This is a genomic window from Lentzea sp. NPDC058436 (genome assembly GCF_042721515.1).
Classification (GTDB): Bacteria; Actinomycetota; Actinomycetes; order Mycobacteriales; family Pseudonocardiaceae; genus Lentzea.
Genome location: NZ_JBHXLF010000016.1, coordinates 59,929 through 83,929 on the forward strand (window position 1 = coordinate 59,929; position 24,001 = coordinate 83,929).

Consider the following 24,001-nt stretch of genomic DNA (forward strand, 5'->3'; position numbering starts at 1 on the left):
CCCTCGACCACGGCATCGGGCAGGCGTGACCGGGAGGTCAGGATGGCGCAGGACATCGTCCCCATCGAGCTGGGGCTGACGCAGGGTGACGTCGTCACGCTGTGGGCACCCCGCTGGCGCGAGAAGGGCGAGGAGTGGGAGGCGTTCCTCGGTGACGAGGAAGACCTGTTCGTCTTCCCCGACGCCGCGCACCTCGCCGCCTTCGTGCGCACCGCCGAGGAGCACGACCTGACCGATCACCCAGCGTGGCCGGTCGTGCCGTCACTCGGTGTCGCGGACCTCTCGCCGGACGACAACCACCAGTTCGACCTCGTCGGCGTGCCGGAGCTCGTCGCGGAGGACCCGGACACCTGGACGATCGGTGAGCTCGCCGACGTCGTCGCGATCGTGCGCGCCCTCGCGGACGTCTGCGACCTGGAGAAGGTCCACGAGGTGCTGGACAGCGCCGAGGGCTTCTCGCTGCTGCCGCAGGGCACGCTGCCGTTCAGCGGCCGCGACGGCGCGAAGCTGTGGGGCGAGCTGTCCGAGGTCGTCTCCGAGAAGTGGGACGAGGTCCTCGACGCGATCGACGGCGTGGTCAACACGCCGGAGGTCCCGGAGAAGGAGCTCACGGTCGCGCAGGAGGAGCTCGCCAAGCTGGAGGCGGAGACCGCCGCGGCCGCCGTCGACTCCCCCGACGAGGAGTCCGACGACGACGAGAAGGAAGAGCCCACCGGCTTCTGGGCCGAGGTCGGCGTCGACCCCATCAAGATCATCACGTCGGCCGGCGAGTTCTACACGCTGCGCTGCTACCTCGGCGACGACCCGGTGTTCCTGGGCCGCCGCGGCAAGATCGAGGCCTTCACCTCGCAGCGCTCGCTGAGCCGCTACGTCGCCGAGAACGACGAGCACGACCTCGCCGAGGTCGAGACCTGGAACGACATCAAGGTCAAGGCCACCGCCGGCGAGCTCGACGTCGACGTGGACGACGAGAACGTCTACGTGCTGACCGGCATCGCCGAGGACATGGAGGAGGGCCCCGACTCCCTCGACCCGCAGCAGCTCGACCTCGCCGTCGAACTGTTCGAGGACGCGGCCGAGTGGGCGGAGGACGAGTCCGTGAAGGACGCGCTCGCCTCGTCGGAGTCGCTGGGCTGGCTCGTGTCGTTCGTCGTGTCGCCGGACCCGACGCGTCTCGCGCCGTCCGCTCCGTACGACGCCGAGGTGGCGTCGTTCCGCGAGCTGCAGGCGAAGTTCGAGGACAGGCTCAACGTCAACTGACGTTTTCTGCTTTGTGAAAGGGCCGCTCACCACGTGGTGAGCGGCCCTTTTCGTTGAACGGGCTTGCCTCATCTGTATGATACAGGTTTATGACAGGTTCTCGGGCTCAGCGCCTCGCCGCCGACCTGCGGGGGCGCATCACGCTCGGCGACTACGGCCCGGCGGGGTCGATCGAGAGCGAGGCCGAGCTCGGCCGCCGCTACGAGGTCAGCCGCGTGACCGTGCGCCGGGCGTTGGAACAGCTGCGCGACGAAGGCCTGCTGGCGTCGAAGAAGGGCGCCGGCTGGTACGTCGTGTCGTTCGCGCAGCCGTTGGCGCTCGGCACGTTCCAGCACGCGCAGTCGGCCGTCGCCGAGGCCGGTGTCGCGCTGGTGCGCAGCGTGATCGAGTACGGCTACCGCTCGCCGTCCGCCGGGGTCGCGTCGATCCTGGGTTCTGGCGAGATGCTGCGCGTGCTGTCGTTGCGCCGCACCGGGGAAACGCCGCTCGACGTCGTCACGGAGTGGGTGCCGCTGACGTTGGCCGCGCCGGTGAGCCGCGCCGACGCCGAGTCGCCCGGCACGTGGGAGACGTTGCGCCGCAACGGGAACCAGATCGCCGTCGTGCGGCAGAGCATCGCGGCCGTCGCCGCGGGTGACGTCGGCACGCTCCTCGGGGTCGCGGCCACCACGCCCGTGTTGCTGGTGCGCCGCATCGCGTTCGACGACGCCGAGCAGCCGATCGCCCTGTCCGAGCACCACTACCTGGGCCACCGGTTCCAGCTGGAGGTCGAGTTCCGCGGCTGGCCCGGCGCGGAACCCCCCGGCGTCGCGGCGATTCCCGTGGAGGACTGAACGATGCGCGTGCTCGTCACCGGTGCGGCCGGGTTCATCGGCTCGCACTTCACCCGCTACTGGCTGCGCGAACACCCGGCGGACGAGGTGATCGCCCTCGACGCGCTGACGTACCGCGGCACCCGCACGAACCTGCCGGCCGACGTACCGTTCGTGCACGCGGACATTGCTTCCGCAGATGTCGAAGGCGTGGACGTGGTGGTGAACTTCGCCGCCGAGTCGCACAACTCGCTGGCCGTGCTGGATCCCGGCCGCTTCTTCCGCACGAACGTGCTGAGCACGCAGGCGTTGCTGGAGTCGTGCGCGAAAGCGGGCGTCCGGCGGTTCCACCACGTGTCGACGTGCGAGGTGTACGGGGATCTCGCGCTGGACGCGACCGAGGCGTTCCACGAGGAGTCGCCGTACCGGCCGCGCACGCCGTACAACGCGTCGAAGGCCGGCGCGGACCACGCCGTGCGGTCGTACTTCGAGACGTTCGACCTGCCGGTGACGATCACCAACTGCGCCAACAACTACGGCCCGAACCAGTTCCCCGAGAACGTGCTGCCGCTCTTCACCACCCGCGCGCTGAACGGCGAGCAGCTGCCCGTCTACGCCTCCAGCGACAACCGCCGCGAGTGGATCCACGTACTGGACCACTGCCGCGCGATCGACGCCGTGCTGCGGGAGGGCGAGGTCGGCAGGACCTACCACGTGGGCACGGGCGTCGAGGCGAGCGTCGACCAGATCGCCGACCTGGTGCTGGACGAGCTCGGGCTGCCGTCGTCGCGGAAGTCGGTCGTGGCGGACCGCCCCGGCCACGACCGCCGCTACCTGCTCGACTCCACGCGGATCGGCCGCGAGCTGGGCTGGCGCCCGGAGATCGGCTTCGAGGCCGGTGTCCGGGACACCATCCGCTGGTACGCGGCCAACCGCGCGTGGTGGGAGCCGCTGCTGGAGCTCAGCGCGATCGACGAGAGCGCGTGGGCTACGACCGGGCGGTCAGCGCCGCGTACCCCGGCTTGACCAGCTCGTTGATGATCGCCAGCCGCTCGTCGAACCCGAGGAACGCCGACTTCATGGCGTTGATCGTGAACCACTGCAGGTCGGCCCACCCGTACCCGAACGTCTCGGCCAGCGCGGCGAACTCGCTCGACAGCGAGCAGTCGCTCATCAGCCGGTTGTCCGTGTTCACCGTGACGCGGAACCGCAGCTTGGCCAGCAGGCCGATCGGGTGGTCGGCGAGCGTCGGCGCGGCACCGGTCTGCAGGTTCGACGTCGGGCACATCTCCAGCGGGATGCGGCGGTCGCGGACGTACGCGGCCAACCGTCCCAACTGGACGGTCCCGTCGCCGGACACCTTGATGTCGTCGACGATCCGCACGCCGTGCCCGAGCCGTTCGGCGCCGCAGTGCTGGATCGCCTCCCAGATGGACGGCAGCCCGAACGCCTCACCGGCGTGAATCGTGAAGTGCGCGTTCTGCTGGCGCAGGTACTCGAACGTGTCGATGCCCTTGGTGGGAGGGAACCCGGCCTCGGGCCCCGCGATGTCGAACCCGACGACACCGAGGTCGCGGTACCGCACGGCCAGCTCGGCGATGCGCAGCCAGCCCTCGTTCTGGCGCATCGCGCACAACAACGTGCCGATGCGGATCTTGCGACCGGTGGCGGCGACCCGCTGCTCACCGATCCGGAAGCCCTCCTGGACGGCCTCGACGACCTGCTCCAGCGACAGACCCTTGTCGGTGTTGAGCTCGGGGGCGTAGCGGATCTCGGCGTAGACGACACCGTCCGCGGCCAGGTCCTCCACGGCCTCGGCGGCGACGCGCACGAGCGACGACTCGTCCTGCATCACACCGCACGTGTGCGCGAAGCCTTCGAGGTAGCGCACGAGGGAGCCGGAGTTGGCGTTGTCGCGGAACCAGCCGCCGAGGACGCCCGCGTCGGTGGTGGGCAGGCCCTGGTAGCCGGTGGCATCGGCGAGTTCGATCACCGTCTGCGGGCGGAGGCCACCGTCGAGGTGGTCGTGCAGCAGGACCTTCGGCGCGCTGCGGATGGTCTCCAAGGTAAGCGGCGTGGACATTGCTACACGTTACTCCAGGCGCCGCAGCACGAACGGACGCTCGTAGGCCGCTCCGGCGAGGCGACCACGCGCAGGCCGGGCGCGCGGTGCCAACCGCACTCGCCCCCACAAGGTGACCGCGCACGCAAGCCCGGCGCGCGGTGCCAACCGGCGCCCACCAACAAGACCGACCACGCACGCAGCCTGGCGTGGCGATGCGCAGCGAGCCGTCCGAACTATGAGGCGATGGGCAGCGGTGCACACCAACCAGGGCGATAACTCGTCAAGACCCGCGTAAGCACCCTCGCAAGGCGACCCGACCCCAGGAACGCGACCAACCCCGCCCAAACCGCCACCAGCCCGCATTCCGACCCGCGACAAGACCCCCGCACGCGACCACGTTCGGCTGACAACCAGGCGACACGCCGCCCCACCACCAGCCGGAACGATCTTGCCGCCGATATGATCATTTGTCCGGTCAACGTCGTTGCAGATCCGTGATCGGCAACTTTCTGCAACCATCACGAGGCTTGAGTCACCCCAAGGTAGGAACATCACCAGTCGCTACCGCCCGCGCCCGACCAGTGACTCGGCGTTCAGAGTAGTCGGGTAGCCTGATCGGGTCAGTCGCCCGTCCGCGCCCGGCTGTTCGTTGTCGGGGGTGGTACAGAGACGTCCCGTGACGCGGATAGGCTCCCGTGGTCTCCCCCTCCCCTGGACGAAGGCACTCAGCCGTGACAGAGAACAACAACTCCACGATGTCCTTCGATCGGATGCGCAACATGCTCACGCGCGCCGCGGAGATCCGTGAGAGCGAGCAGCAGCAGATCTTCGACGCGCTGGACGAGATCCACGCCCGGATGTCGCCTCTGGAGTCGCTGGGTTCGGTTCGCAAGCGCCTGTCGGAGCTGCCGGACCGCACCGAGGTCAGCGTTCTCGCTGAGCGCCTGGACGAGGCCCTCGCCAAGCTGGAGGCCCAGGACAACGCCGTCGCCGGCATCGGCCGCGCGGTCGACGCGCTGGTGGACAAGCTCGCCAAGCCGTTCGCGCAGCTGGACGGACGCCTCGACGGCGTCGCCGGCCGCTTCGAGGGTGTCGCGGGCCGCATGGACGGCCTGGAGGACAAGCTCTCCAGCATCCACAAGCGCATCGACGACCTCGACGGCCACCTGGACAAGCAGGACGGCAAGGTCGACGCGATCCCCGCCGCGGTCACGAACCCGCTGCGCGAGCGCGTCGAGGCGCTCGAAGCCGCGCTGCGCGGTCGTCTCGACGAGGTGGACGAGGGCGTGCACGAGCACCTCGACGGCACCCGCGAGGCCCTGCAGAAGATCCTCGCCGAGTCGTTCTCCAGCGTGCACGGCCGCGCCGACGAGCAGCGTGACGCCCTCGCCGCTGCCCGCACCGAGCTGGCCGCCGCCATCGCCGAGAGCCGCGGGGAGCTGGCCGGAGCGATCAACGACAGCCGCGAGAAGCTGGTCTCCACGGTCACCGACCGCCACAACCAGCTGGCCGCGTCGCTCACCGAAACCCGTACCGAGCTGTCGGGCGCCGTGGCGGAGACCCGCGGCGAACTGGCCGGCGTCGTGGCGGAGACCCGCGACTCCCTGGCCGGCTCGCTCAACGAGACGCGCGAGTCGCTGGCCGTGTCGCTGAACGAGACCCGCGACTCGCTCGCCGGTTCCCTCAACGAGACGCGCGAGTCGCTCGCCGGCTCGCTGGCCGAGACCCGCACGGAGCTGGCGACGGCCGTCGCCGACACCCGCGAGGTCGTCAACGGCAAGCTCGACGAGGCCCGCACCGCCCTGTACGCGGCGATCGAGCAGTCGCGCGACCAGGTCGACGCCGCGGACCGCCTCGAGTCCCTGGCCCGCCGCCTGGAGCTCGTCACGTCGCAGCTCGACAACATGACCAACCGCCTGGACAAGGTCGAGGACGGCTTCGCCGCCCGGATCTCCGAGCTCGGCGGCTCGGTCGACGCGAGCCTCACCAAGGTCGCGGAGACCGTGGGCGCCCGCCCCGACACCGACTCGCTGCAGTCCCTGGTCCGCAAGTCGAACCAGGAGTCGGAACTGCGCATCGGCGGCCAGCTGGACGAGGCCATGGCCACCTTCGCCGAGCTCATCCTCGGCGGCGGCTCGCCCACGCCTCCCCCGCCGCCCACCGCCCTGCCGCGCCCGCAGCGCCGCACCCGCAAGAACGGCGGCCCGAAGCCGGCGAACGGTGGCAAGGACGTGGACGACGACCTGGCGGCCGAGGGCGCCTGATCGTCCACACAGCCTGACCTGCACTGAACGGCCCCGGAGCTGCCCAGCTCCGGGGCCGTTCCGCGTTCACGGTGAACCACTTCGGGCACGACACACGTGACCATGGAGGGAGCGCTCACACGCACCGTGGTTATGCTCGCGCCAGCTGGGGGTGACCAAAAGGGCAGCCGGGGGCGTCCAGAAGGGAAGTCCGTGCAACAGCGAGTTGTCGCGAACCGCTACACCCTGCTCGTGGAGCTGGGTCGCGGTGCGATGGGCGTCGTGTGGCGCGCCCAGGACCAGGTGCTCGGCCGGGCCGTCGCGCTCAAGGAGCTGCACCCTCCGCAGGGCATCGCGGCCGAGGAGCGCAACGTCCTCGAAGAACGCATGCTCCGCGAGGCGCGGACCGCGGGACGGCTGAACCACCCCGCCGTGGTCACCGTTTACGACATCGTCCGCGAGAACGACCGCACCTACCTCGCGATGGAGCTGGTCGACGCGCTCGACCTGGCCACCATCGTGCAGCGGCACGGTCCGCGGGACTCCACCTGGATGGCGGGCGTCGCGCTGCAGGTGCTCGGGGCGCTGGAGACCGCGCACCAGGCCGGCATCGTGCACCGGGACGTGAAGCCCAGCAACATCATGGTGCGGCCGGACGGTGCCGTGAAGCTGACGGACTTCGGCATCGCGCAGGCGATGGACGACCCGCGCCTCACGCACAACGGCGGCATCGTCGGCTCGCCCGCGTACATGTCGCCGGACCGGCTGCACGGCTGGGAGGCCTCGCCGGCGTCCGACCTGTGGGCTCTGGGCGTCACGATGGCGCACGCGGTCGAAGGTGTCAGCCCGTTCGAGCGCACGTCCACCGCGTCGACGTTGCACGCGGTCATGAACGAGCCCCCGGTGCTGCGGCGGGCCTCGCCCGGTCTCGCGGAGGTGATCCGCGGTCTCCTGACCGTCGACCCCACGCGCCGCCTGACCTCGCCGCAGGCCCGGCAGATGCTGACCGCGATCGTCCAGGGCGCCACGCAGGTGTCGCTGCCCCAGAACAGCGGCGGCAAGAAGAAGGGCACGGCCGTCAAGGTCGCGGCCGTGGTCGTGGGCATCGCCGTGCTCGCGGGTGCCGCGTTCGCCGGTTACCAGGCGTTCAAGCCCAAGGAGACCTCGAACGCCGGGCCGACCAGCAGCCAGAACACCAACCAGCCTTCGGAGAACTCCACCGAGTGGACGGACGCCGAGGCGCTGCCGGTCGGCGCCCCGCTGCCGTCACGGCGCATCGCCACGTTCGGCCGCGGCGGTGACGTGCCCGAGTGGAACCTCTCCGGCACCCAGTGCGCCAAGGACTTCCTCACGCAGGGCTCGCCGGTGCGGTCGGAAGTGCCGTGCAACGGCCCGCACGGCATCCAGCTCTTCTCGGCCGCGACGCCGCTGTGGGACAAGCCGAAGGACACGGCCTACCCCGGCGTGCAGTGGCTGACGGACTTCACCAAGAACTACTGCACCGAGCAGTTCAAGGTGATCGAGCCGAAGATCAAGGAGCCGCTCGGCTTCACCGGGCTCATCCCGACGCAGAAGGAGTGGGACGCCTACAACGACGCGTCCGCGCCGGGCCGCCAGGAGGTCCTGTGCGTGCTGTGGAAGCAGGACAGGTCGCCCCTGGCGGGCTCGCTCGTCAACTAGCCGCGGATGGTGTCGATCACCAGCGGTGAACGCTCCGGCGCGGCTTCGGAGACCGAGTAGGCGCCTTCCAGCGCCTGCAGGGCTCCTTCGACCGCGTCCGGGGTGTCGGTGTACAGCTCCAGCAACGGCTGCCCGGCCTCGACGGCGTCGCCGGGCTTGGCCAGGCAGAGCACGCCGGCACCGAACTGCACCGGGTCCTCCTTGCGCGCACGACCGGCACCCAGCCGCCACGCCGCCACACCCACGCCGTACGCGTCCAAAGTGGACAGCACGCCGGAAGCAGGCGCTTCCACCACGTGCTTGTGCGAGGCGACGGGCAGCGCGGCATCGGGATCGCCGCCCTGGGCCCGGATCATCCGCGCCCACACCTCGAAGGCCTCGCCGGACGCCAGCACGGCGGCCGGGTCGACCGAGATCCCTGCCAGCGACAGCATCTCGCGCGCCAGGGCCACGGTCAGCTCCACGACGTCGGCAGGCCCGCCGCCGCGCAGCACGTCGACCGACTCGGCCACCTCGACCGCGTTGCCGACAGCGCGTCCGAGAGGCACCGACATGTCGGTCAGCAGGGCCGAGATCCGCACACCGTGCTCGACACCGATGGCCACCAGGGCCTCGGCCAGAGCGCGCGCGGAGGCGAGGTCCTTCATGAACGCGCCGGAGCCGACCTTCACGTCCAGCACCAGCGACTCGGCGCCTTCGGCGATCTTCTTCGACATGATCGAGGACGCGATCAGCGGGATCGCCTCGACGGTCCCGGTGACGTCCCGCAACGCGTAGAGCTTGCGGTCGGCCGGAGCAAGTCCTTCCGTGGCAGCACACACCACGGCACCGACGGACGACAGCTGGTCGAGGATCTCCGAAGTGGACAGTGCGGCCCGCCACCCGGGGATCGACTCCAGCTTGTCCAACGTCCCGCCCGTGTGCCCGAGGCCACGCCCCGACAGCTGAGGCACCGCAGCGCCGCAAGCAGCGACGAGAGGCGCCAGCGGCAGCGTGATCTTGTCGCCGACACCGCCCGTCGAGTGCTTGTCCACGGTCGGCCGGTCCACGTGCAGCGACAACCGCTCGCCGGACGAGATCATCGCCTGCGTCCAGCGCGCGGTCTCCGCGGCCGTCATGCCGTTGAAGAAGATCGCCATCGCCAGCGCGGACATCTGCTCGTCCGCGACGGCGCCGCGCGTGTAGGCGTCGATGACCCAGTCGATCTGCGCGTCCGACAACGCCGCGCCGTCGCGCTTGGCGCGGATGACGTCCACCGCCGAGAAGCTCATGGCAGGTCCTCCGGTCCGAACGCGTCCGGCAGCACCGACGACATCGGCAGGATCCCGGACGGCGTGTCCACCAGGCAGTCGCGACCGCCCAGCTCGTACAGCACCTGACGGCACCGGCCGCACGGCATCAGCAGCTCACCGGCACCGGACCGGCAGGCCACCGCGACGAACCGGCCGCCACCCGTCAAGAGCAACTGGCCGGCCATCGTGCACTCGGCACACAGACCGACGCCGTACGAGGCGTTCTCGACGTTGCACCCGGTGACGATGCGGCCGTCGTCGCACAGGGCCGCGGAGCCGACCTGCAACCCCGAGTACGGGCAGTGGGCGAACGACGCCGCCTCCACCGCCCGTGCTCGAAGCAGGTCCCAGTCGACCTCAGCCACGGCGGTAGACCACACCGTCGGCGGCCGGCATTCGCAATCGTTGCGAGGCAACGGCAAGCACGGCCAACGTCACCATGTGCGGCGCGTAGGACACGAACTCGCTGGGGATCTCGTCGAGGCTGATGTACAGCAGGTACATCAGCACGGCCACGACGATCGCCGCCGCCGCGGAGAACCACTTCCGGCGGATGAGCTGCCAGACCACGATGACGCCGAGCAGCAGCACCACGCCGTAGACCAGCGCGAGCACCGTCTCTCCGCCCGAACGCAGCTGCAGGCCGTCGGCGTAACCGAACAGCGCCGCACCACCGAGCAGGCCACCTGGCCGCCAGTTGCCGAAGATCATCGCGGCGAGGCCGATGTACCCGCGACCGCCGGTCTGACCCTCCAGGTAGGACAGCTGACCGGGGTTGAGCACCAGCGCGGCGCCACCCAGGCCGGCCAGACCACCGGAGACGATCACGGCGACGTACTTGTGGAAGTACACCTTCACGCCCAGCGAGTCCGCCGCGTGCGGGTTCTCGCCGACCGAGCGCAGGCGCAGGCCGAAGCGGGTGCGCCAGAGCAGGTAGTACGACAGCGGCAGCAGCAGGATCGCGATCATCGTCAGCGGCGAGACACCGGTGACGAGGCCGCGCAGGATGCCCGCGACGTCCGAGATGATCAGGCGCTGCCCGGCTTCGAGCTCACCGAGCCAGTCGCCGAGGCCCGCCACCGAGAACGTGTCGAACGACTGCACCGGCGGGGACTGGCGCGGGTTGTTCGACAGGGGCAGGAAGATCAGCGTCGACAGGTACTTCGTCAGACCGGCGCCGAGCAGGTTGATCGCCACACCGGAGACGATGTGGTTGACGCCGAACGTGACCGTCGCGATCGCGTGCAGCAGGCCGCCGAGCGACCCGAACACGACGGCGGCGATCAGCGCGGCCCACGGACCCCACTGGTAGCCGGCCCACGCCGCGCCCCAGGTGCCCATGATCATCATGCCTTCGAGGCCGATGTTGACCACGCCGGCGCGTTCCGCCCACAGGCCGCCGAGACCGGCGAGCAGGATCGGCAGCGCGAGCCTGACCGCCGTCTGGGTCGTGCCCGACGACGTCAGCTGCGGGAAACCGGTCTGGTACGAGGTGATCGAGAGCAACGCGATCGCGCCCGCCACGCCGAGCATGGCGACGGCCCAGCCGGGCACCCTGCGCTTGCGAGGCGCCGCGGGGACGTGCGGCTTCTCCTCCATCGTCGAGATCACGCGGCACCTCCGACAGTTCCGAGCTCACGGCCGACGCGACGCTGTTCCGAGGCGAGCTCGAAGCGGCGCACCACCTCGTAGGCGACGACGACCGACAGGACGATCGAGCCCTGCATGATGGTGACGATCTCCCTGGGCACCCCGACGTTGTCGAGCGCGAGGCCCGCCTTGTCGAGGAACGCCCAGAGCAGCGCGCCGAACGCGATGCCACCGGGGTGGTTGCGGCCGAGCAGCGCGATCGCGATGCCCGAGAAGCCGATGCCGGCGGTGAAGTTCAGGCTGAACGTGTGGTCGCGGCCGAGCAGTTCCGGCAGCGAGATCAGGCCCGCGATGGCGCCCGAGATCAGCATCGAGACCAGGACCATCTTCTTGGCGTTGACGCCACCGGCGGACGCGGCGGTCGAGGACTCGCCGGACGCGCGCAGCTCGAAGCCGAAGCGGGTCTTGTTCATCATGATCCAGTAGCCGACGCCGAGGGCGATGGCCACGAAGATGAAGCCGAACATCGTGCCGCCGCCACCGAACGAGATGCCGGGCATCCAGCCGCTCTCCGGGATCTCGGCGGTGCGGATGTTGTTGCCCCGCAGCTCACCGAAGACGTCCCGGCGGATCAGGTAGGCGGACAGGCCGATGGCCAGGCCGTTCATCATGATCGTCGAGATGACCTCGTTGACGCCGCGGGTCACCTTGAGGATCGCGGGGATCGCGGCCCAGGCGGCACCGGCGATCGCGGCCACGATGATGATCACCAGCGTGTGGATGCCGGTGGGCAGCGCGATCGAGCCTCCGACCACCGCCGCCACGACGGCCGCGACGCGGTACTGGCCCTCGACACCGATGTTGAACAGGTTCATCTGGAACCCGATCGCCACCGCGAGCGCCGCGATGTAGTAGATGCCCGTCGAGTTGATGATGTCGACGAGCGTCGTGCCCTTGCCGACCTGCGTCACCATCGCACCGAACGCGCTGAACGGGTTCGCGCCGGAGATCACCAGCGCCACGCCGCACAACAGCATCGAGAAGACGATCGCCAACGCGGGCGGCAGGAGTTTGCCGCGCAGGTGTCCCATCAGTTCTCGCCTTCCTCTACCGCGGCGGTCTCGTGCACCGCGGCACTCGTCGCACCCGCACCCGTCATCGCGCTGCCGAGGTCCTCGGGCGTGACGGTGTTCGGGTCGGCGTCGGCCACCAGACGGCCGCGCAGCATGACCTTGATCGTGTCCGACAGGCCGATCAGCTCGTCCAGGTCGGCGGAGATCAGCAGCACGGCGAGACCGGCGGCGCGGGCGCGCTTGATCTCGTCCCAGATCAACGCCTGGGCGCCGACGTCCACACCGCGGGTCGGGTGCGAGGCGATCAGCAGCACCGGTTCGCCGGACAGCTCGCGGCCGACGACCAGCTTCTGCTGGTTGCCGCCGGACAGCGCGGCCGCGGGCACGTCGATGCCGGGCGTGCGGACGTCGAAGTCCGCGACGATCCGCTCGGTGTCCTTCTTCGCGCCGTCGGTGTCGAGCCAGATGCCCTTCGACGTGGGCTTGCGGGTCTGGTAGCCGAGGATCCGGTTGTACCAGAGGGGTTGCGTGAGCAGCAGGCCGTGGCGGTGGCGGTCCTCGGGGATGTACCCGATGCCCGCCTCGCGCCGGGCGAGCGTGCCGAGCTTGGTGATGTCGTTGTCCTGCAACGTGATCGTGCCGCTGCCGGCCTTGCGCATGCCCATGATCGTCTCGACGAGCTCGGTCTGGCCGTTGCCCTCGACGCCCGCGATGCCCACGACCTCGCCGGAGCGCACGACCATGTCGACGTCGTCGAGGATCGGCCGCGAACCGTCCGGGGTCATGAGCTTGAGGCCCTTGACGTCCAGCACGACCGTGTCGGTCACGGTGGACTCGCGGGTCTCCGGGCTGGGCAGCTCGCTGCCGACCATCATCTCGGCGAGCTGCCGTGAGCTGACGGTCTTCGGGTCGGCGCTGCCCACGGTCGTGCCGCGGCGGATCACCGTGACGGAGTCCGCGATCGCGCGGACCTCGTCGAGCTTGTGCGAGATGAACAGGAACGTGTAGCCCTGCTCCTGCATGCCGCGCACGGTGTCGAAGAGCTCGTTGACCTCCTGCGGCACGAGCACGGCGGTGGGCTCGTCGAGGATGATCACCTTGGCACCGCGGTAGAGCACCTTGAGGATCTCGACGCGCTGGCGGTCCGCGACGCCGAGCTGCTCGACCAGGACGCCGGGGTCGACGTTCAGCCCTGTCTTGCCGGAGAGCTCGATGATGCGCGCGCGGGCCTTCTTGCCGATGCCGTGCAGCGCCTCGGCGCCCAGGACCACGTTCTCCTGGACGGTGAGGTTGTCGGCGAGCATGAAGTGCTGGTGCACCATGCCGATCCCGGCCTTGATGGCGTCGGACGGCGTGCGGAACCGCACCTGCTCGCCGCTCACCTCGATGGTGCCCTCGTCCGGCGGCTGCATGCCGTAGAGGATCTTCATCAGGGTGGACTTGCCCGCGCCGTTCTCACCGCACAGGGCGTGGACCTCGCCACGGCGGACGGTCAGGTGGACGTCGCTGTTGGCGACCACACCGGGGAATCGCTTGGTGATGCCTGTGAGCACCACCGCGGGATGTTCGTCCGTCCCAACGGACGTGGAACTGCTCATCGTCGAGTGCTCCTCCTACCACGCACCAGGCCCTGTGAGGGCGAAATCCTCACAGGGCCCGGCATGTGCGAACGACTAAGCGAACGGACGGACTACGGCTTGTCCGAGACCTTGATCTTGCCCTCGATGATCTGGGCCTTGTAGCCCTCGAGGATGCCCTGCAGCTTCGCGTCGATCTTGCCACCCGACGTGGCGTAACCGACACCGTCCACCTTCAGGTCGAAGACCTTCGGCAGCGACGCGAGGTCGTTCTTCGCGACGGCCTTGACGTAGTCGTAGACCGCGACGTCGACGCGCTTGAGCATGGACGACACGATGACGTCCTTGGTGTCGGCGACGGTCGCCTGGTTGTACTGGTCGGAGTCGACGCCGATGGCCAGCACGTTGCCCTGCTTGGCGGCCGAGAAGATGCCCTTGCCGGACGCGCCCGCGGCCTGGTAGATGACGTCGGCGCCCTTGTCGATCTGGCCCTTCGCGGCTTCCTGGCCCTTCGGGGCGTCCTGGAAACCGGTGAAGTCACCGGCGGGGGTGATGTACTTCTTCTCGATCTGGATCTTCGGCGCGGCGGCCTTGGCGCCCTGGAAGTAGCCGGCCTCGAACTTCTGGATCAGCGGGATCTCGACACCGCCGACGAAGCCCACGTGGCACTTCTTGCTCTGGTACGCGGCGATGACGCCGGCCAGGAAGGAGCCCTCCTGCTCGGCGAACAGCAGCGGCGTGACGTTCGCGGCACCGTCGACGGCCGAGTCGACCAGGCCGAACTTGACGTTCGGGAACTCCGCGGCGACGAGCTTCATCGACTCGGCGTAGGCGAAGCCGACACCGATGATCGGGCTGAAGCCCTCGGACGCCAGCTGGCGCAGACGGGTCTGCTTGGCCGACTCGTCCTCGTTCGGGGCGGCGGACAGCTCGCGCGTGTTCTCCTTCTTCACGCCCATGTCCGCGATGGCCTTGTCCAGACCGGCGGCGGCGGAGTCGTTGAACGACGCGTCGCCACGGCCACCGATGTCGTAGGCCAGGCCGATCTTCAGCGTGCTCGCGTCCACCTTGTCACCGTTGGCGGCGCTGGTGTTCGAGGTAGCAGGCGCGGACGGGGCCTCGGCGAACTCGCAGGCGGCTCCAGTGCCGGTGCCGGAGTTCGTGTTGCCGCCACCCGAGTCCTTCGCGCAGGCGGCCATAGTCATCACGCTGGTCAACGCGATCGCGGCGACCGCGACACCACGCATACGACGACGCACGGCGCGTCTCCTCCCTGAGTTTCCTCCTCAACGGCATTGTTGAGGCCTAGAGGCGGCACCGTACCTCTTAGTAACCAACCCCGTTGCCGTCAGCACCTACAAAGACCCCTATCGGTTACGCATTCGACGCATTGGCCGCACGAGTGGTGATCACTCGTGTTCGGGGCGTGGCGAATCGTCCTCTTCAGCCGCTTCCTCGCCCTGATCTTCGTCCGATCGGCCCAGCGGCGCACGCCAGGCCCAGCGCTCCAGCGCGGCCGACATCCCCGAAACAGGACCACCGGGCAGTGGCTCCCTACCCATGTGCCCAGGATGGGTGACGGCGCTGCCGCGTCGCTGACTCCGGAATGTCACCTGAACCATTCCCGGCCCGCCGGACGTGTACGAGGCGGCAAGTGCCCTTGCCGACGACGGTGGCCCGGACCAAGGCGGAGGTCCGGGCCACCGTCCTTTTGTGGCGCAGACCGCATTTCGGGATCGATCCAGACCGCTTGGCCGATCGACAGCGTGTCTCATCGATCACAGAGCGGGTGCGCCTGCTGTGAGTGTTCCAACGTGCGGGACTACGCTTTTCCGGTCATGGTCGGACCTGAACGTCTCGTTCGCCGACCACACCACCACTGACGTTGGAGGCCGCGGCGCATGACCAGCGCAGGCGCACCCGAGCGTTCGGGCACCACCCGAGGGGGTGGGACGCTCTACCGCGGTGATCTGGGCATGTGGTCCTGGGTCGCCCACCGGATCACCGGTGTCCTCACGTTCTTCTTCCTCTTCACCCACGTGCTCGACACCGCCCTCGTGCGCGTGTCGCCGAACGCGTACGACTCGGTGATCGAGACCTATAAGAACCCGGTCGTCAACCTCTTCGAGGTCGGCCTGGTCGGCGCGGTGCTCTACCACGCGCTGAACGGCATCCGGGTCATGCTGGTCGACTTCTGGGAGAAGGGCGCCAAGTACCAGCGGGTCATGCTCTGGACCGTGCTGGGCATCTGGATCGCCGTGATGATCCCGGGCGCCTACTTCATGCTGGTGCGCACGGTGACCGAGCTGCTTGGGGGCCACTGACATGTCGCTCGCACTCGACAAGCCCCGTCAGCCGCGCCGCCCCGCGGCCCGTCGCAGCAACGGCGAGCTCTACAGCTGGCTGTTCATGCGCCTGTCCGGCGTGCTGCTCGTGGTCCTGGTCCTGGGCCACCTGTTCATCATGAACATCCTCGACGGCGGTATCCACCGCATCAACTTCGGGTTCGTCGCGGGCCGCTGGGCCTCGCCGTTCTGGCAGTTCTGGGACCTCGCGATGCTCTGGCTCGCGCAGATCCACGGCGGCAACGGCGTGCGGACGGTCATCAACGACTACGCCCGCAAGGACTCCACCCGGTTCTGGTTGAAGATGCTGCTCTACGTGTCGATGATCCTGATCATCTCGCTCGGCACGTTCGTGATCTTCACCTTCGACCCGAACATCTCGAACTGACCCGCGCGGGGAGCCCACCACAATGCAGTTCCACAAGTACGACGTAGTCATCATCGGCGCTGGTGGTGCCGGAATGCGCGCGGCGATCGAGTCCGGCCAGCGCGCCCGCACCGCGGTGCTCACCAAGCTCTACCCCACGCGTTCGCACACCGGCGCGGCCCAGGGCGGCATGTGCGCCGCCCTCGCCAACGTCGAGGAGGACAACTGGGAGTGGCACACCTTCGACACGATCAAGGGCGGCGACTACCTGGTCGACCAGGACGCCGCCGAGATCATGGCGAAGGAGGCGATCGACGCCGTTCTCGACCTCGAGAAGATGGGCCTGCCGTTCAACCGGACGCCCGAGGGCAAGATCGACCAGCGCCGGTTCGGCGGCCACACGCGCAACCACGGTGAAGCCGCCGTGCGCCGCGCCTGCTACGCCGCGGACCGCACCGGCCACATGATCCTGCAGACGCTCTACCAGAACTGCGTCAAGCACGGCATCGAGTTCTTCAACGAGTTCTACGTGCTCGACATCTGCCTGACCGAGACGGAGAACGGCCCGGTCTGCACCGGCGCCGTCGCCTACGAGCTCGCGACCGGCGAGATCCACGTCTTCCAGGCCAAGTCCGTCGTGTTCGCGACCGGTGGTTTCGGCAAGGTTTTCAAGACCACGTCGAACGCCCACACGCTGACCGGCGACGGCATGGGCATCGTCTTCCGCAAGGGCCTGCCCCTGGAGGACATGGAGTTCTACCAGTTCCACCCGACCGGCCTCGCCGGTCTCGGCATCCTGCTGACCGAGGGTGCCCGAGGTGAGGGCGCGATCCTGCGCAACGCCTCGGGTGAGCGGTTCATGGAGCGCTACGCCCCGACCATCAAGGACCTGGCGCCGCGCGACATCGTGGCCCGTTCGATGGCCCTTGAGGTGCTCGAAGGCCGTGGCGCCGGCCCGAACAAGGACTACGTGCTCCTGGACTGCACGCACCTCGGTGCCGAGGTGCTGGAGACCAAGCTCCCGGACATCACCGAGTTCGCGCGCACGTACCTGGCCGTCGACCCGGTCGTCGAGCCCGTCCCGGTGTACCCGACCGCGCACTACGCGATGGGCGGCATCCCGACGAACATCCACGGCGAAGTGCTGCGGGACAACGACCACATCGTTCCCGGCCTCTACGCCGCCGGCGAGTGCGCCTGCGTCTCCGTGCACGGCGCGAACCGCCTGGGCACGAACTCGCTGCTGGACATCAACGTCTTCGGCCGCCGCGCCGGCATCGCCGCCGCGGAGTACGCGAACTCGCGCGAGTCCCACGTCGACCTGCCGGAGAACCCGGCCGCGTCCGTCGAGGCCCAGGTCGCCCTCGCGTTGTCGGAGCACGGCCAGGAGCGCGTGGCGGACATCCGCACCGAGCTGCAGGCCACCATGGACGCCAACGCGTCCGTGTACCGCACCGAGGACACGCTGAAGACGGCACTGCACGACGTGCAGGCGCTGAAGGAGCGTTACGCCCACATCTCCGTGCAGGACAAGGGCAAGCGCTTCAACACGGACCTGCTGGAGGCCGTGGAGCTCGGCTTCCTGCTGGAGCTGGCCGAGGTGCTCGTCCACGGCGCGCTGGCGCGCAAGGAGTCCCGCGGCGGCCACGCCCGCGAGGACTACCCGAACCGCGACGACACGAACTTCATGCGCCACAGCATGTTCTACAAGCAGGGCGACGGTCTGTCCGCGGACATCCGCATGGACTTCAAGCCCGTGACCTTTACCCGGTACAAGCCGATGGAGCGCAAGTACTGATGACCGCCACCGCTGAAACTGCCACCGGCTCGCGCGGCTCGCAGCCCCCGGTTCCGGACGGCGCTGTCACGGTCACCGTGAAGATCCGCCGGTTCAACCCGGAGATCGACGACGAGCCGCGCTGGGACTCGTTCGACATCCCCGCGCTGCCGTCGGACCGCGTGCTGAACCTGCTGCACCACATCAAGTGGTACGTGGACGGGACGCTGACCTTCCGCCGCTCGTGCGCGCACGGCATCTGCGGTTCGGACGCCATGCGCATCAACGGCGTGAACCGCCTCGCCTGCAAGGTGCTCCTGAAGGACCTGCTGCTCAAGGGCGACAAGCAGACCACGATCACCATCGAGCCCATCAAGGGCCTGCCGGTGAACAAGGACCTGCTCGTCAACATGGAGCCGTTCTTCGAGGCGTTCCGCGCGGTCAAGCCGTACCTCGTGACGTACGGCAACGAGCCGACCCGTGAGCGGATCCAGTCCGTCGCGGACCGCGAGCGGTTCGACGACACGACCAAGTGCATCCTGTGCGCCTGCTGCACCACCTCCTGCCCGGTCTACTGGACCGAGGGGTCGTACTTCGGGCCGGCCGCGATCGTGAACGCGCACCGGTTCATCTTCGACTCGCGTGACGAGGGCGCTGAGGAGCGGCTCGACATCCTCAACGACATCGACGGCGTGTGGCGGTGCCGGACCACGTTCAACTGCACCGACGCGTGCCCGCGTGGCATCCAGGTCACCAAGGCGATCCAGGAAGTGAAGCGCGCACTGCTGTTCAAGCGCGTCTGATCTCTTCTCGCTATTGAAGCGCCGCGTTCCCGTCGGGGACGCGGCGCTTCGGCTTTCAGGGCCACGTCAGGCTTGCGCTCCTCCCCTCACCCCAGCTCCACCACGTGCACCGGCGGCCGAGGCCTGGCCGCCGCCGCCCGGTGCGCCGCCTTCAACTCCCGGGCCACCGCGTCCGGCGAGTCCCGCAGCCGGGTCGGCAGCGTCTGCACCACCAGGATCCCGGCGGCGGCGTAGCGCGAGTTGCGGACGAGGGTGCGTTCGTAGTCGCGCGGGCCGTAGTGGAACGCGCGTGAGTCGATCTCCCAGGCCAGGCCCACGTCGTCGTACCAGGCGTCCGGTCTGGCGATGACCACGCCGGACGCGTCCGCGATCGTCGCGTTCCAGTGCGGGGTGGTCAGGCGGATCCTGCGGGAGAGGCGGCGGGCGTCGCGTTCGGCCACTGATTCGGCTCTGCCGAGTTCGCGCAGGACCTCGCGTGCCAGCTTGGTGCCGTAGCGGTTGGTGCGGGCCTCCGCGGCCAGGTCGGCCGGGGTGCAGCGGCCGCGTTGGACGGCGGCGGCGACCAGGGCTGTGGCCTCGTCCGCGGTGCGCAGGAAGCGGCACGCGTCGACCACGGCTCTGGCTGCGGACACCACCGGGAAGCCGCCCACGTCGGACGACGCAGGTACCGGCGACGCCCGTTCGAGGATCAGGGAGCCGCTGCCCCGCACCGAGCGCGGGACGAGGAGGTGGATCTCCGGGCCTCTGGCCGGGAGGCCGTGGCGGCGGCACGCCTCGGCGCCGGTCACCACGGCGTCCGGGCCCGCTCGCAGGAGGGCCGCGGTCAGGTGCTGGTCCGGGGTGGGCGGGCCGTTGTGCAGCAGCACCACGCCTGGGTACATGCGCTGCCACGGCCCGCCCGCCGTGCACCTTCGCCCTGGGTCCGAGACGCCCAGGGACTTCAGGGCGCCGGTGCTGATCACGCCGAGATCGCTGCGTTCGCGCAGGTGTTCGATTCGCACGCCACCAGTGTGACGAAGACCACCGACAGTCAGCGGCGGGTGAGTCGCCTGGCTCGGTCGAGCAGCATCAGAGCGGTGCCTCCGACGAGGAGCAGGACGCCGAGCAGCAGCATCCACGTTGTCGAGGCGCCTGTGTTGGCCAGGCGGTTGTCCTGGTGGACCGGCGGGCCCGCGACCGGCTTGGTCGTGATCACCGTGGTCACCGGTGGAGTGGTGGTCTCCGGAGTGGTGGTGGTCGTCGTCACCGGCGGCGTCGTCGTGGAACGCGTCGTCGTGGTCGAGGTCGTCGAGTCCGGCGGCGTCGTGGTCGTCGAAGTCGTGGTCGACGTCGGCGGAGTGGTGGTGGTTGTCGTGGACGAAGTCGTCGTGGTGGTCGACGACGTCGTCGTGGTCGTGGTCGGCGGAGTGGTGGTGGTCGTGGTCGAGGAGGTCGTGGACGACGTCGGAGGCTCTTCACCTCTCGGCGACGGCGCGCGCCATCCCGGCTGTTCTTTCGGGCACCACGCAGCGGCGCACACCCGGCCATCCCCGGAGGCCGAAGCCTCAGGGGCGGCACCGTGCAGTGAGACGACCGTCAACACTGCCCCGGCGGCGAGCACACCGATATAGGCGATACGTGACATGACACGGATGGTTGCGCGCGGCTACAGCACACCGGGTGAAAAGCACGCCCAGGTCACCCGGCAGTGCGCGCGACATCGCCCGATCAGGTCCAGAAGACCGCGACGCCGATGTTCAGCACGACCAGTGACGCGGCCGTCGGCAGCAGCCACGACGGCGCCTTCGGCTTGTTCACGTTGATCGCCACGACGACGGCGATGGCCACGACGACCAGCAGCTTCACGCCGATCTTGACGTGGTCGTACTTCACCGAGTCGACCAGCGGGTCGATGCCCACCAGCGCGACACCGGTCAGCAGTTGCAGAGCCGCGCCGTGCAGCCAGCCCTTGTTGACCGGCGCGTCCTTGCCGGCCTTGGCCTGCAACATGATCATCGCGACGAGCATGCCCATGCCGAGCAGGTGCAGGAACACCAGCAGCAGGCGTACGAACTCCACAGCGTTTTCCTTATCGACGTCGAGTGGCCAGGTAACCCCGCACGCCCAGCACGCCGATGACGGTGCCGAACACGAGCGAGGCGATCACGAGCACCAGGTGCACGGTGAAGAACGCGGTAGGTCCGTCGCTGAACGAACGGGGGTCCTTCCAGATGTTCTTCAGGAAAGTGGGCCAGATCACCCACGACCACACTCCGAAAGCCACCAGGAAGAGTGACATCGGGCGCGAGAGCTTCACGCCGCCCAGTATCGGACGTGGTGCGTGCAAGCGGCTAAACGGGGGTGGATAGCCTGAACGTGTGCCCTTCCCAAAACGGCTCATCGTCGCCCTGGTCCTAGCAACGGCCACCGCCGCGTTCGCCGCACCGACGAGCACCGCACAGCAGGCCGCCGGCTCGGCGCAGTGCGCTAACCGCGAGACCCCTCCGCCACCGGTGGACACGTCCGAGCAGCCCGCGCCCGGCCAGAAGGCGCCGACGCCGCTCGAGGTGCCGGAGACCCCGATCGGCGGTGACCGGCTCGGCGAGTGCGGCCTGATCCTGCCGCCGAACTCGGCGCAACCGCCCAGCGGGACCACCGCGGCCTCGTGGTTGCTGGCGGACATGGACAGCGGCGCGGTCATCGCCGCGTACGACCCGCACGGCCGTCAGCGTCCCGCCAGCATCATGAAGGTGCTGCTCGCGATGGTCGTCGCCAAGGAACTGCGGGGCGACCTGGTCGTCACCGCCAGCGCCGAGGACATCGCGCAGGAGTGCACCTGCGTCGGCCTCAGGGACGGCGGCCAGTACACGGTCCGCCAGCTGCTGCACGGCCTGCTGCTCACCTCGGGCAACGACGTGGCGCACACGCTGGCCCGTCAGCTCGGCGGCGTGCCGAACGCCCTGCGCAAGATGAACGCGATGGCGAAGGAGCTCGGCGCCCTCGACACCCGCGCCGGCACCCCGTCCGGCCTGGACGCCCCCGGCACCAGCACGTCGGCCTACGACGTCGCCCTGATCTTCCGCGGCGCGATGAAGTACGACGAGTTCGCGCAGGCCATCAAGCTGCAGCAGTCGCAGTTCCCCGGCCGCAACGGCGGCACGATCATGCTGCAGAACGACAACCGCCTGCTCGCGAACTACGACGGCGCGCTCGGCGGCAAGACCGGCTTCACCGACGACTCCCAGCACACCTACGTGGGCGCGGCGGAGCGCAACGGCCGCCGTCTCGTCGTGGTGCTGCTGCGCGGCCAGCAGACGCCCACGCGCATCGACGCCCAGGCGGGCAAGCTGCTCGACTACGGCTTCGCGATGGGCCCCGGCGGCGTCGGCAAGCTCGTCGACGGCGCCCCGCAGCCGAAGCCGAACGTCGTCCCGACGCAGAGCAGCAACGACAGCCAGGCCGTCGCTCCGACCGACCCGGAGACCGGCCGTCCGACGCCGACCGCGTTCGGCAACTTCGGCCTCCCGATCACGGCGGTCGCGGTCCTCGGCCTGCTGGCCGGTCTGGTGCTCGTCATCCGCAACAAGCGGGCCAAGGCGGCACGGGCACGCCGCCAGGCCCAGCAGCAGGCGGCACAGGGCGTCTGAGACGGCGAAGACGACGGCCCCAGCGCACGCGCGCTGGGGCCGTTCTCGTTGTTCAGGGCGTGTCCCGGAAGTTCGCCCGGTCGTCGTTCTCTAGCGCTCGGTGGTCGCCACGACGAGGGTCGAGGAGACGTGCCCGAGCGCGGAGTCCGCCGGGAGGAAGACCGTCTCGATGCCGCTCAGGTGACCGTTCGCGTGAGCCATCGGCAGTTCGTGCGCGAGGTCACCGTGGTTGCGCACGCCCCGCACGACCACTCCGGCGCCCACCTCGCGGCAGTAGTCGACGAGCAGCCGTCCGGCGCTGGAGTCCACCCTGACGTTGGGCAGGTCGGCGGTCAGGCCGGTCAGCAGGGCGAGGCGGTCGGCCAGGGGAAGCCTGCCGGTCTTCGCCGGGTTGGTCAGGACGCACACGACCACCTCGTCGAACATGCCCGCGGCCCGGCGCACGACGTTGAGGTGGCCCTGCGTGGCCGGGTCGAACGAGCCGGGGAACACGGCCCGCCTGCTCACTTGCGCCGCCACCGGAAGCCGAGCAGGGCACCGGCCACCGCTCCGGCCCCGAGCATCAGCGACGGCCTGGGCCCCTGCCGCACCGAGACGACGGGCTGGATCACCGCGGGTGGTGGCGCCTTCACCACCTCCGGTTCGAGGTTCTCCTTCGCCGTGGCCGTCCAGGCCGTGATGAACAGGATGAACTGCGCCACCAGGTTCGCGAAGACCAGCACACCGATCACGGACCCGAACGCGGCCGAGGTCGGCGACTTCGTCGTGAACGACAGGAAGATCGTCGCCGTCTGCTTCAGGATCTCGAACCCGACCGCGCCGGCGAACGCGCCCTTGATCGCGCTGCGCCAGCCGACGGGCTTGCGCGGCAACCGGGACAGCACCCACAGGAACACGAGCCAGTTCGCGAGCAGCGACAGGACGATCGTGCCGATCCGCAGCAACACCCGCGCCCAGCCGGCCTCCTCCAGACCCACCCAGCGCAGTATCAACTCGGCGAACCCGGTGCCGACCGCCGTGATGCCGAACGACAGCACGATCGCGAGCCCGAGACCGAGCAGCGCGAGCAGGTCGCGCCACAGCGTGCCGAGGAACGGCAGCTCCCCCTTCGCCTGACCCCACTGCGCGGTCAGGGCGTCGCGGAGGTTGCTCATCCAGCCGAGACCGGAGTAGGCGGCACCGAGCAGACCGATGATGCCGACCGTGCCCTTGGACTTCAGGGCGGTGTCGACGGCCTCGTTGATCTGCTCGCGCAACTGCTGGTCGGGCACGGCTTCCGCGATGCTCGCCCGCAGCGAGGCCAGCAGGTCCGGCTGCGACTGCAGCACGAAACCGGCGACCGCGAACCCGATCATCAGGATCGGGACGAGCGAGAGCACGCTGAAGTACGTGACCGCAGCGGCGTGTTGTGTTCCGTACCTTTGGTCGAATCGTTCGTACGCACGCATGATGTGGTCGAGCCACGCGTACTTCCGCCGCCACTTATCCACT

The 24,001-nt window shown here is 69.3% G+C and carries 24 protein-coding genes; 11 read left to right on the forward strand and 13 right to left on the reverse strand.

Going from position 1 to position 24,001, the window contains the following annotated elements; translation table 11 throughout:
* Positions 1 to 42 precede the first annotated feature (42 nt).
* From ACFWN2_RS35415 to ACFWN2_RS35425, 3 genes are all read left to right on the forward strand, one after another.
* A complete protein-coding gene (locus ACFWN2_RS35415) occupies positions 43 to 1,260 on the forward strand; it encodes a primosomal protein (protein WP_382434937.1) in 1,218 nt (405 codons plus the stop codon).
* A gap of 89 nt (positions 1,261 to 1,349) precedes the next feature.
* Positions 1,350 to 2,093: a GntR family transcriptional regulator gene (locus ACFWN2_RS35420; protein ID WP_382434938.1), complete on the forward strand. Its 744-nt coding sequence runs from the start codon at positions 1,350 to 1,352 to the stop codon at positions 2,091 to 2,093.
* Positions 2,094 to 2,096: 3 nt separating this feature from the next.
* A complete protein-coding gene (locus tag ACFWN2_RS35425) occupies positions 2,097 to 3,098 on the forward strand; it encodes a dTDP-glucose 4,6-dehydratase (protein WP_382434939.1) in 1,002 nt (333 codons plus the stop codon).
* Here ACFWN2_RS35425 and ACFWN2_RS35430 read toward each other — a convergent pair.
* Positions 3,061 to 4,155 carry an adenosine deaminase gene (locus ACFWN2_RS35430; RefSeq protein ID WP_382434940.1) on the reverse strand — a complete coding sequence of 365 codons (1,095 nt, stop codon included), beginning with the start codon at positions 4,153 to 4,155 and terminating at the stop codon, positions 3,061 to 3,063. The genes ACFWN2_RS35425 and ACFWN2_RS35430 overlap by 38 nt on opposite strands.
* Positions 4,156 to 4,892: 737 nt before the next feature.
* Here ACFWN2_RS35430 and ACFWN2_RS35435 point away from each other — a divergent pair.
* Positions 4,893 to 6,401 carry a hypothetical protein gene (locus ACFWN2_RS35435; RefSeq protein WP_382434941.1) on the forward strand — a complete coding sequence of 503 codons (1,509 nt, stop codon included), beginning with the start codon at positions 4,893 to 4,895 and terminating at the stop codon, positions 6,399 to 6,401.
* Positions 6,402 to 6,593: 192 nt separating this feature from the next.
* A complete protein-coding gene (locus ACFWN2_RS35440; protein ID WP_382434942.1) occupies positions 6,594 to 8,060 on the forward strand; it encodes a serine/threonine-protein kinase in 1,467 nt (488 codons plus the stop codon).
* Here the strand turns inward: ACFWN2_RS35440 and ACFWN2_RS35445 are convergent.
* The 6 genes from ACFWN2_RS35445 to ACFWN2_RS35470 all read right to left on the reverse strand — a co-directional run bounded on the left by ACFWN2_RS35445 (position 8,057) and on the right by ACFWN2_RS35470 (position 14,839).
* Positions 8,057 to 9,331, reverse strand: coding sequence for a thymidine phosphorylase (locus tag ACFWN2_RS35445; protein WP_382434944.1), 1,275 nt, complete (start codon positions 9,329 to 9,331; stop codon positions 8,057 to 8,059). The genes ACFWN2_RS35440 and ACFWN2_RS35445 overlap by 4 nt on opposite strands.
* Positions 9,328 to 9,717, reverse strand: a complete 390-nt coding sequence (locus tag ACFWN2_RS35450; protein ID WP_382434946.1) for a cytidine deaminase — start codon at positions 9,715 to 9,717, stop codon at positions 9,328 to 9,330. The genes ACFWN2_RS35445 and ACFWN2_RS35450 overlap by 4 nt, the downstream gene beginning before the upstream one ends.
* Complete coding sequence (locus tag ACFWN2_RS35455) at positions 9,710 to 10,951, reverse strand: ABC transporter permease (protein WP_382435030.1); 1,242 nt, start codon at positions 10,949 to 10,951, stop codon at positions 9,710 to 9,712. Before ACFWN2_RS35455 ends, ACFWN2_RS35450 begins: the two co-directional genes overlap by 8 nt.
* 8 nt (positions 10,952 to 10,959) lie before the next feature.
* Positions 10,960 to 12,033, reverse strand: coding sequence for an ABC transporter permease (locus ACFWN2_RS35460; protein ID WP_382434948.1), 1,074 nt, complete (start codon positions 12,031 to 12,033; stop codon positions 10,960 to 10,962).
* On the reverse strand, positions 12,033 to 13,613 hold the full coding sequence (locus ACFWN2_RS35465) for an ABC transporter ATP-binding protein (RefSeq protein WP_382434950.1): 1,581 nt from the start codon (positions 13,611 to 13,613) through the stop codon (positions 12,033 to 12,035). The genes ACFWN2_RS35460 and ACFWN2_RS35465 overlap by 1 nt, the downstream gene beginning before the upstream one ends.
* 92 nt (positions 13,614 to 13,705) lie before the next feature.
* A complete protein-coding gene (locus tag ACFWN2_RS35470) occupies positions 13,706 to 14,839 on the reverse strand; it encodes a BMP family protein (RefSeq protein WP_382435031.1) in 1,134 nt (377 codons plus the stop codon).
* A gap of 654 nt (positions 14,840 to 15,493) precedes the next feature.
* On the opposite strand from ACFWN2_RS35470, the gene sdhC reads away from it, so the two are divergent.
* The 4 genes from sdhC to ACFWN2_RS35490 are packed head-to-tail and all read left to right on the forward strand — an operon-like array spanning position 15,494 to position 18,884.
* Positions 15,494 to 15,916, forward strand: coding sequence for a succinate dehydrogenase, cytochrome b556 subunit (sdhC, locus tag ACFWN2_RS35475; RefSeq protein ID WP_382434952.1), 423 nt, complete (start codon positions 15,494 to 15,496; stop codon positions 15,914 to 15,916).
* Position 15,917: 1 nt separating this feature from the next.
* Positions 15,918 to 16,325 (forward strand): succinate dehydrogenase hydrophobic membrane anchor subunit, encoded by a 408-nt coding sequence (locus ACFWN2_RS35480; RefSeq protein ID WP_382434953.1) that lies wholly within the window; start codon positions 15,918 to 15,920, stop codon positions 16,323 to 16,325.
* 22 nt (positions 16,326 to 16,347) lie between these two features.
* Positions 16,348 to 18,102 (forward strand): succinate dehydrogenase flavoprotein subunit, encoded by a 1,755-nt coding sequence (gene sdhA / locus ACFWN2_RS35485; RefSeq protein ID WP_382434955.1) that lies wholly within the window; start codon positions 16,348 to 16,350, stop codon positions 18,100 to 18,102.
* Positions 18,102 to 18,884, forward strand: coding sequence for a succinate dehydrogenase iron-sulfur subunit (locus ACFWN2_RS35490; protein WP_382434957.1), 783 nt, complete (start codon positions 18,102 to 18,104; stop codon positions 18,882 to 18,884). The genes sdhA and ACFWN2_RS35490 overlap by 1 nt, the downstream gene beginning before the upstream one ends.
* A gap of 86 nt (positions 18,885 to 18,970) precedes the next feature.
* On the opposite strand, the gene ACFWN2_RS35495 is transcribed toward ACFWN2_RS35490, so the two are convergent.
* Both ACFWN2_RS35495 and ACFWN2_RS35500 read right to left on the reverse strand, forming a co-directional pair.
* Complete coding sequence (locus tag ACFWN2_RS35495; RefSeq protein WP_382434958.1) at positions 18,971 to 19,885, reverse strand: hypothetical protein; 915 nt, start codon at positions 19,883 to 19,885, stop codon at positions 18,971 to 18,973.
* Positions 19,886 to 19,914: 29 nt separating this feature from the next.
* Positions 19,915 to 20,088 carry an LPXTG cell wall anchor domain-containing protein gene (locus ACFWN2_RS35500; protein ID WP_382434960.1) on the reverse strand — a complete coding sequence of 58 codons (174 nt, stop codon included), beginning with the start codon at positions 20,086 to 20,088 and terminating at the stop codon, positions 19,915 to 19,917.
* Here ACFWN2_RS35500 and ACFWN2_RS35505 point away from each other — a divergent pair.
* On the forward strand, positions 20,072 to 20,494 hold the full coding sequence (locus ACFWN2_RS35505) for a hypothetical protein (protein WP_382434961.1): 423 nt from the start codon (positions 20,072 to 20,074) through the stop codon (positions 20,492 to 20,494). The genes ACFWN2_RS35500 and ACFWN2_RS35505 overlap by 17 nt on opposite strands.
* 97 nt (positions 20,495 to 20,591) lie before the next feature.
* On the opposite strand, the gene ACFWN2_RS35510 is transcribed toward ACFWN2_RS35505, so the two are convergent.
* Positions 20,592 to 20,942: a hypothetical protein gene (locus ACFWN2_RS35510; protein WP_089914898.1), complete on the reverse strand. Its 351-nt coding sequence runs from the start codon at positions 20,940 to 20,942 to the stop codon at positions 20,592 to 20,594.
* A 10-nt stretch (positions 20,943 to 20,952) separates the two neighbouring features.
* The gene (locus tag ACFWN2_RS35515; RefSeq protein WP_089914901.1) at positions 20,953 to 21,180 is read right to left on the reverse strand and encodes an SCO4848 family membrane protein; all 228 of its coding nucleotides are present in this window, start codon (positions 21,178 to 21,180) and stop codon (positions 20,953 to 20,955) included.
* 61 nt (positions 21,181 to 21,241) lie between these two features.
* Between ACFWN2_RS35515 and ACFWN2_RS35520 the strand changes: the two genes are divergently transcribed.
* A complete protein-coding gene (locus tag ACFWN2_RS35520) occupies positions 21,242 to 22,510 on the forward strand; it encodes a D-alanyl-D-alanine carboxypeptidase family protein (protein WP_382434962.1) in 1,269 nt (422 codons plus the stop codon).
* Between the two features lie 90 nt (positions 22,511 to 22,600).
* On the opposite strand, the gene coaD is transcribed toward ACFWN2_RS35520, so the two are convergent.
* Both coaD and yhjD read right to left on the reverse strand, forming a co-directional pair.
* Positions 22,601 to 23,017, reverse strand: coding sequence for a pantetheine-phosphate adenylyltransferase (gene coaD, locus ACFWN2_RS35525; RefSeq protein ID WP_382434963.1), 417 nt, complete (start codon positions 23,015 to 23,017; stop codon positions 22,601 to 22,603).
* The gene (yhjD, locus tag ACFWN2_RS35530; RefSeq protein WP_382434965.1) at positions 23,014 to 24,000 is read right to left on the reverse strand and encodes an inner membrane protein YhjD; all 987 of its coding nucleotides are present in this window, start codon (positions 23,998 to 24,000) and stop codon (positions 23,014 to 23,016) included. The genes coaD and yhjD overlap by 4 nt, the downstream gene beginning before the upstream one ends.
* Position 24,001: the final 1 nt, after the last annotated feature.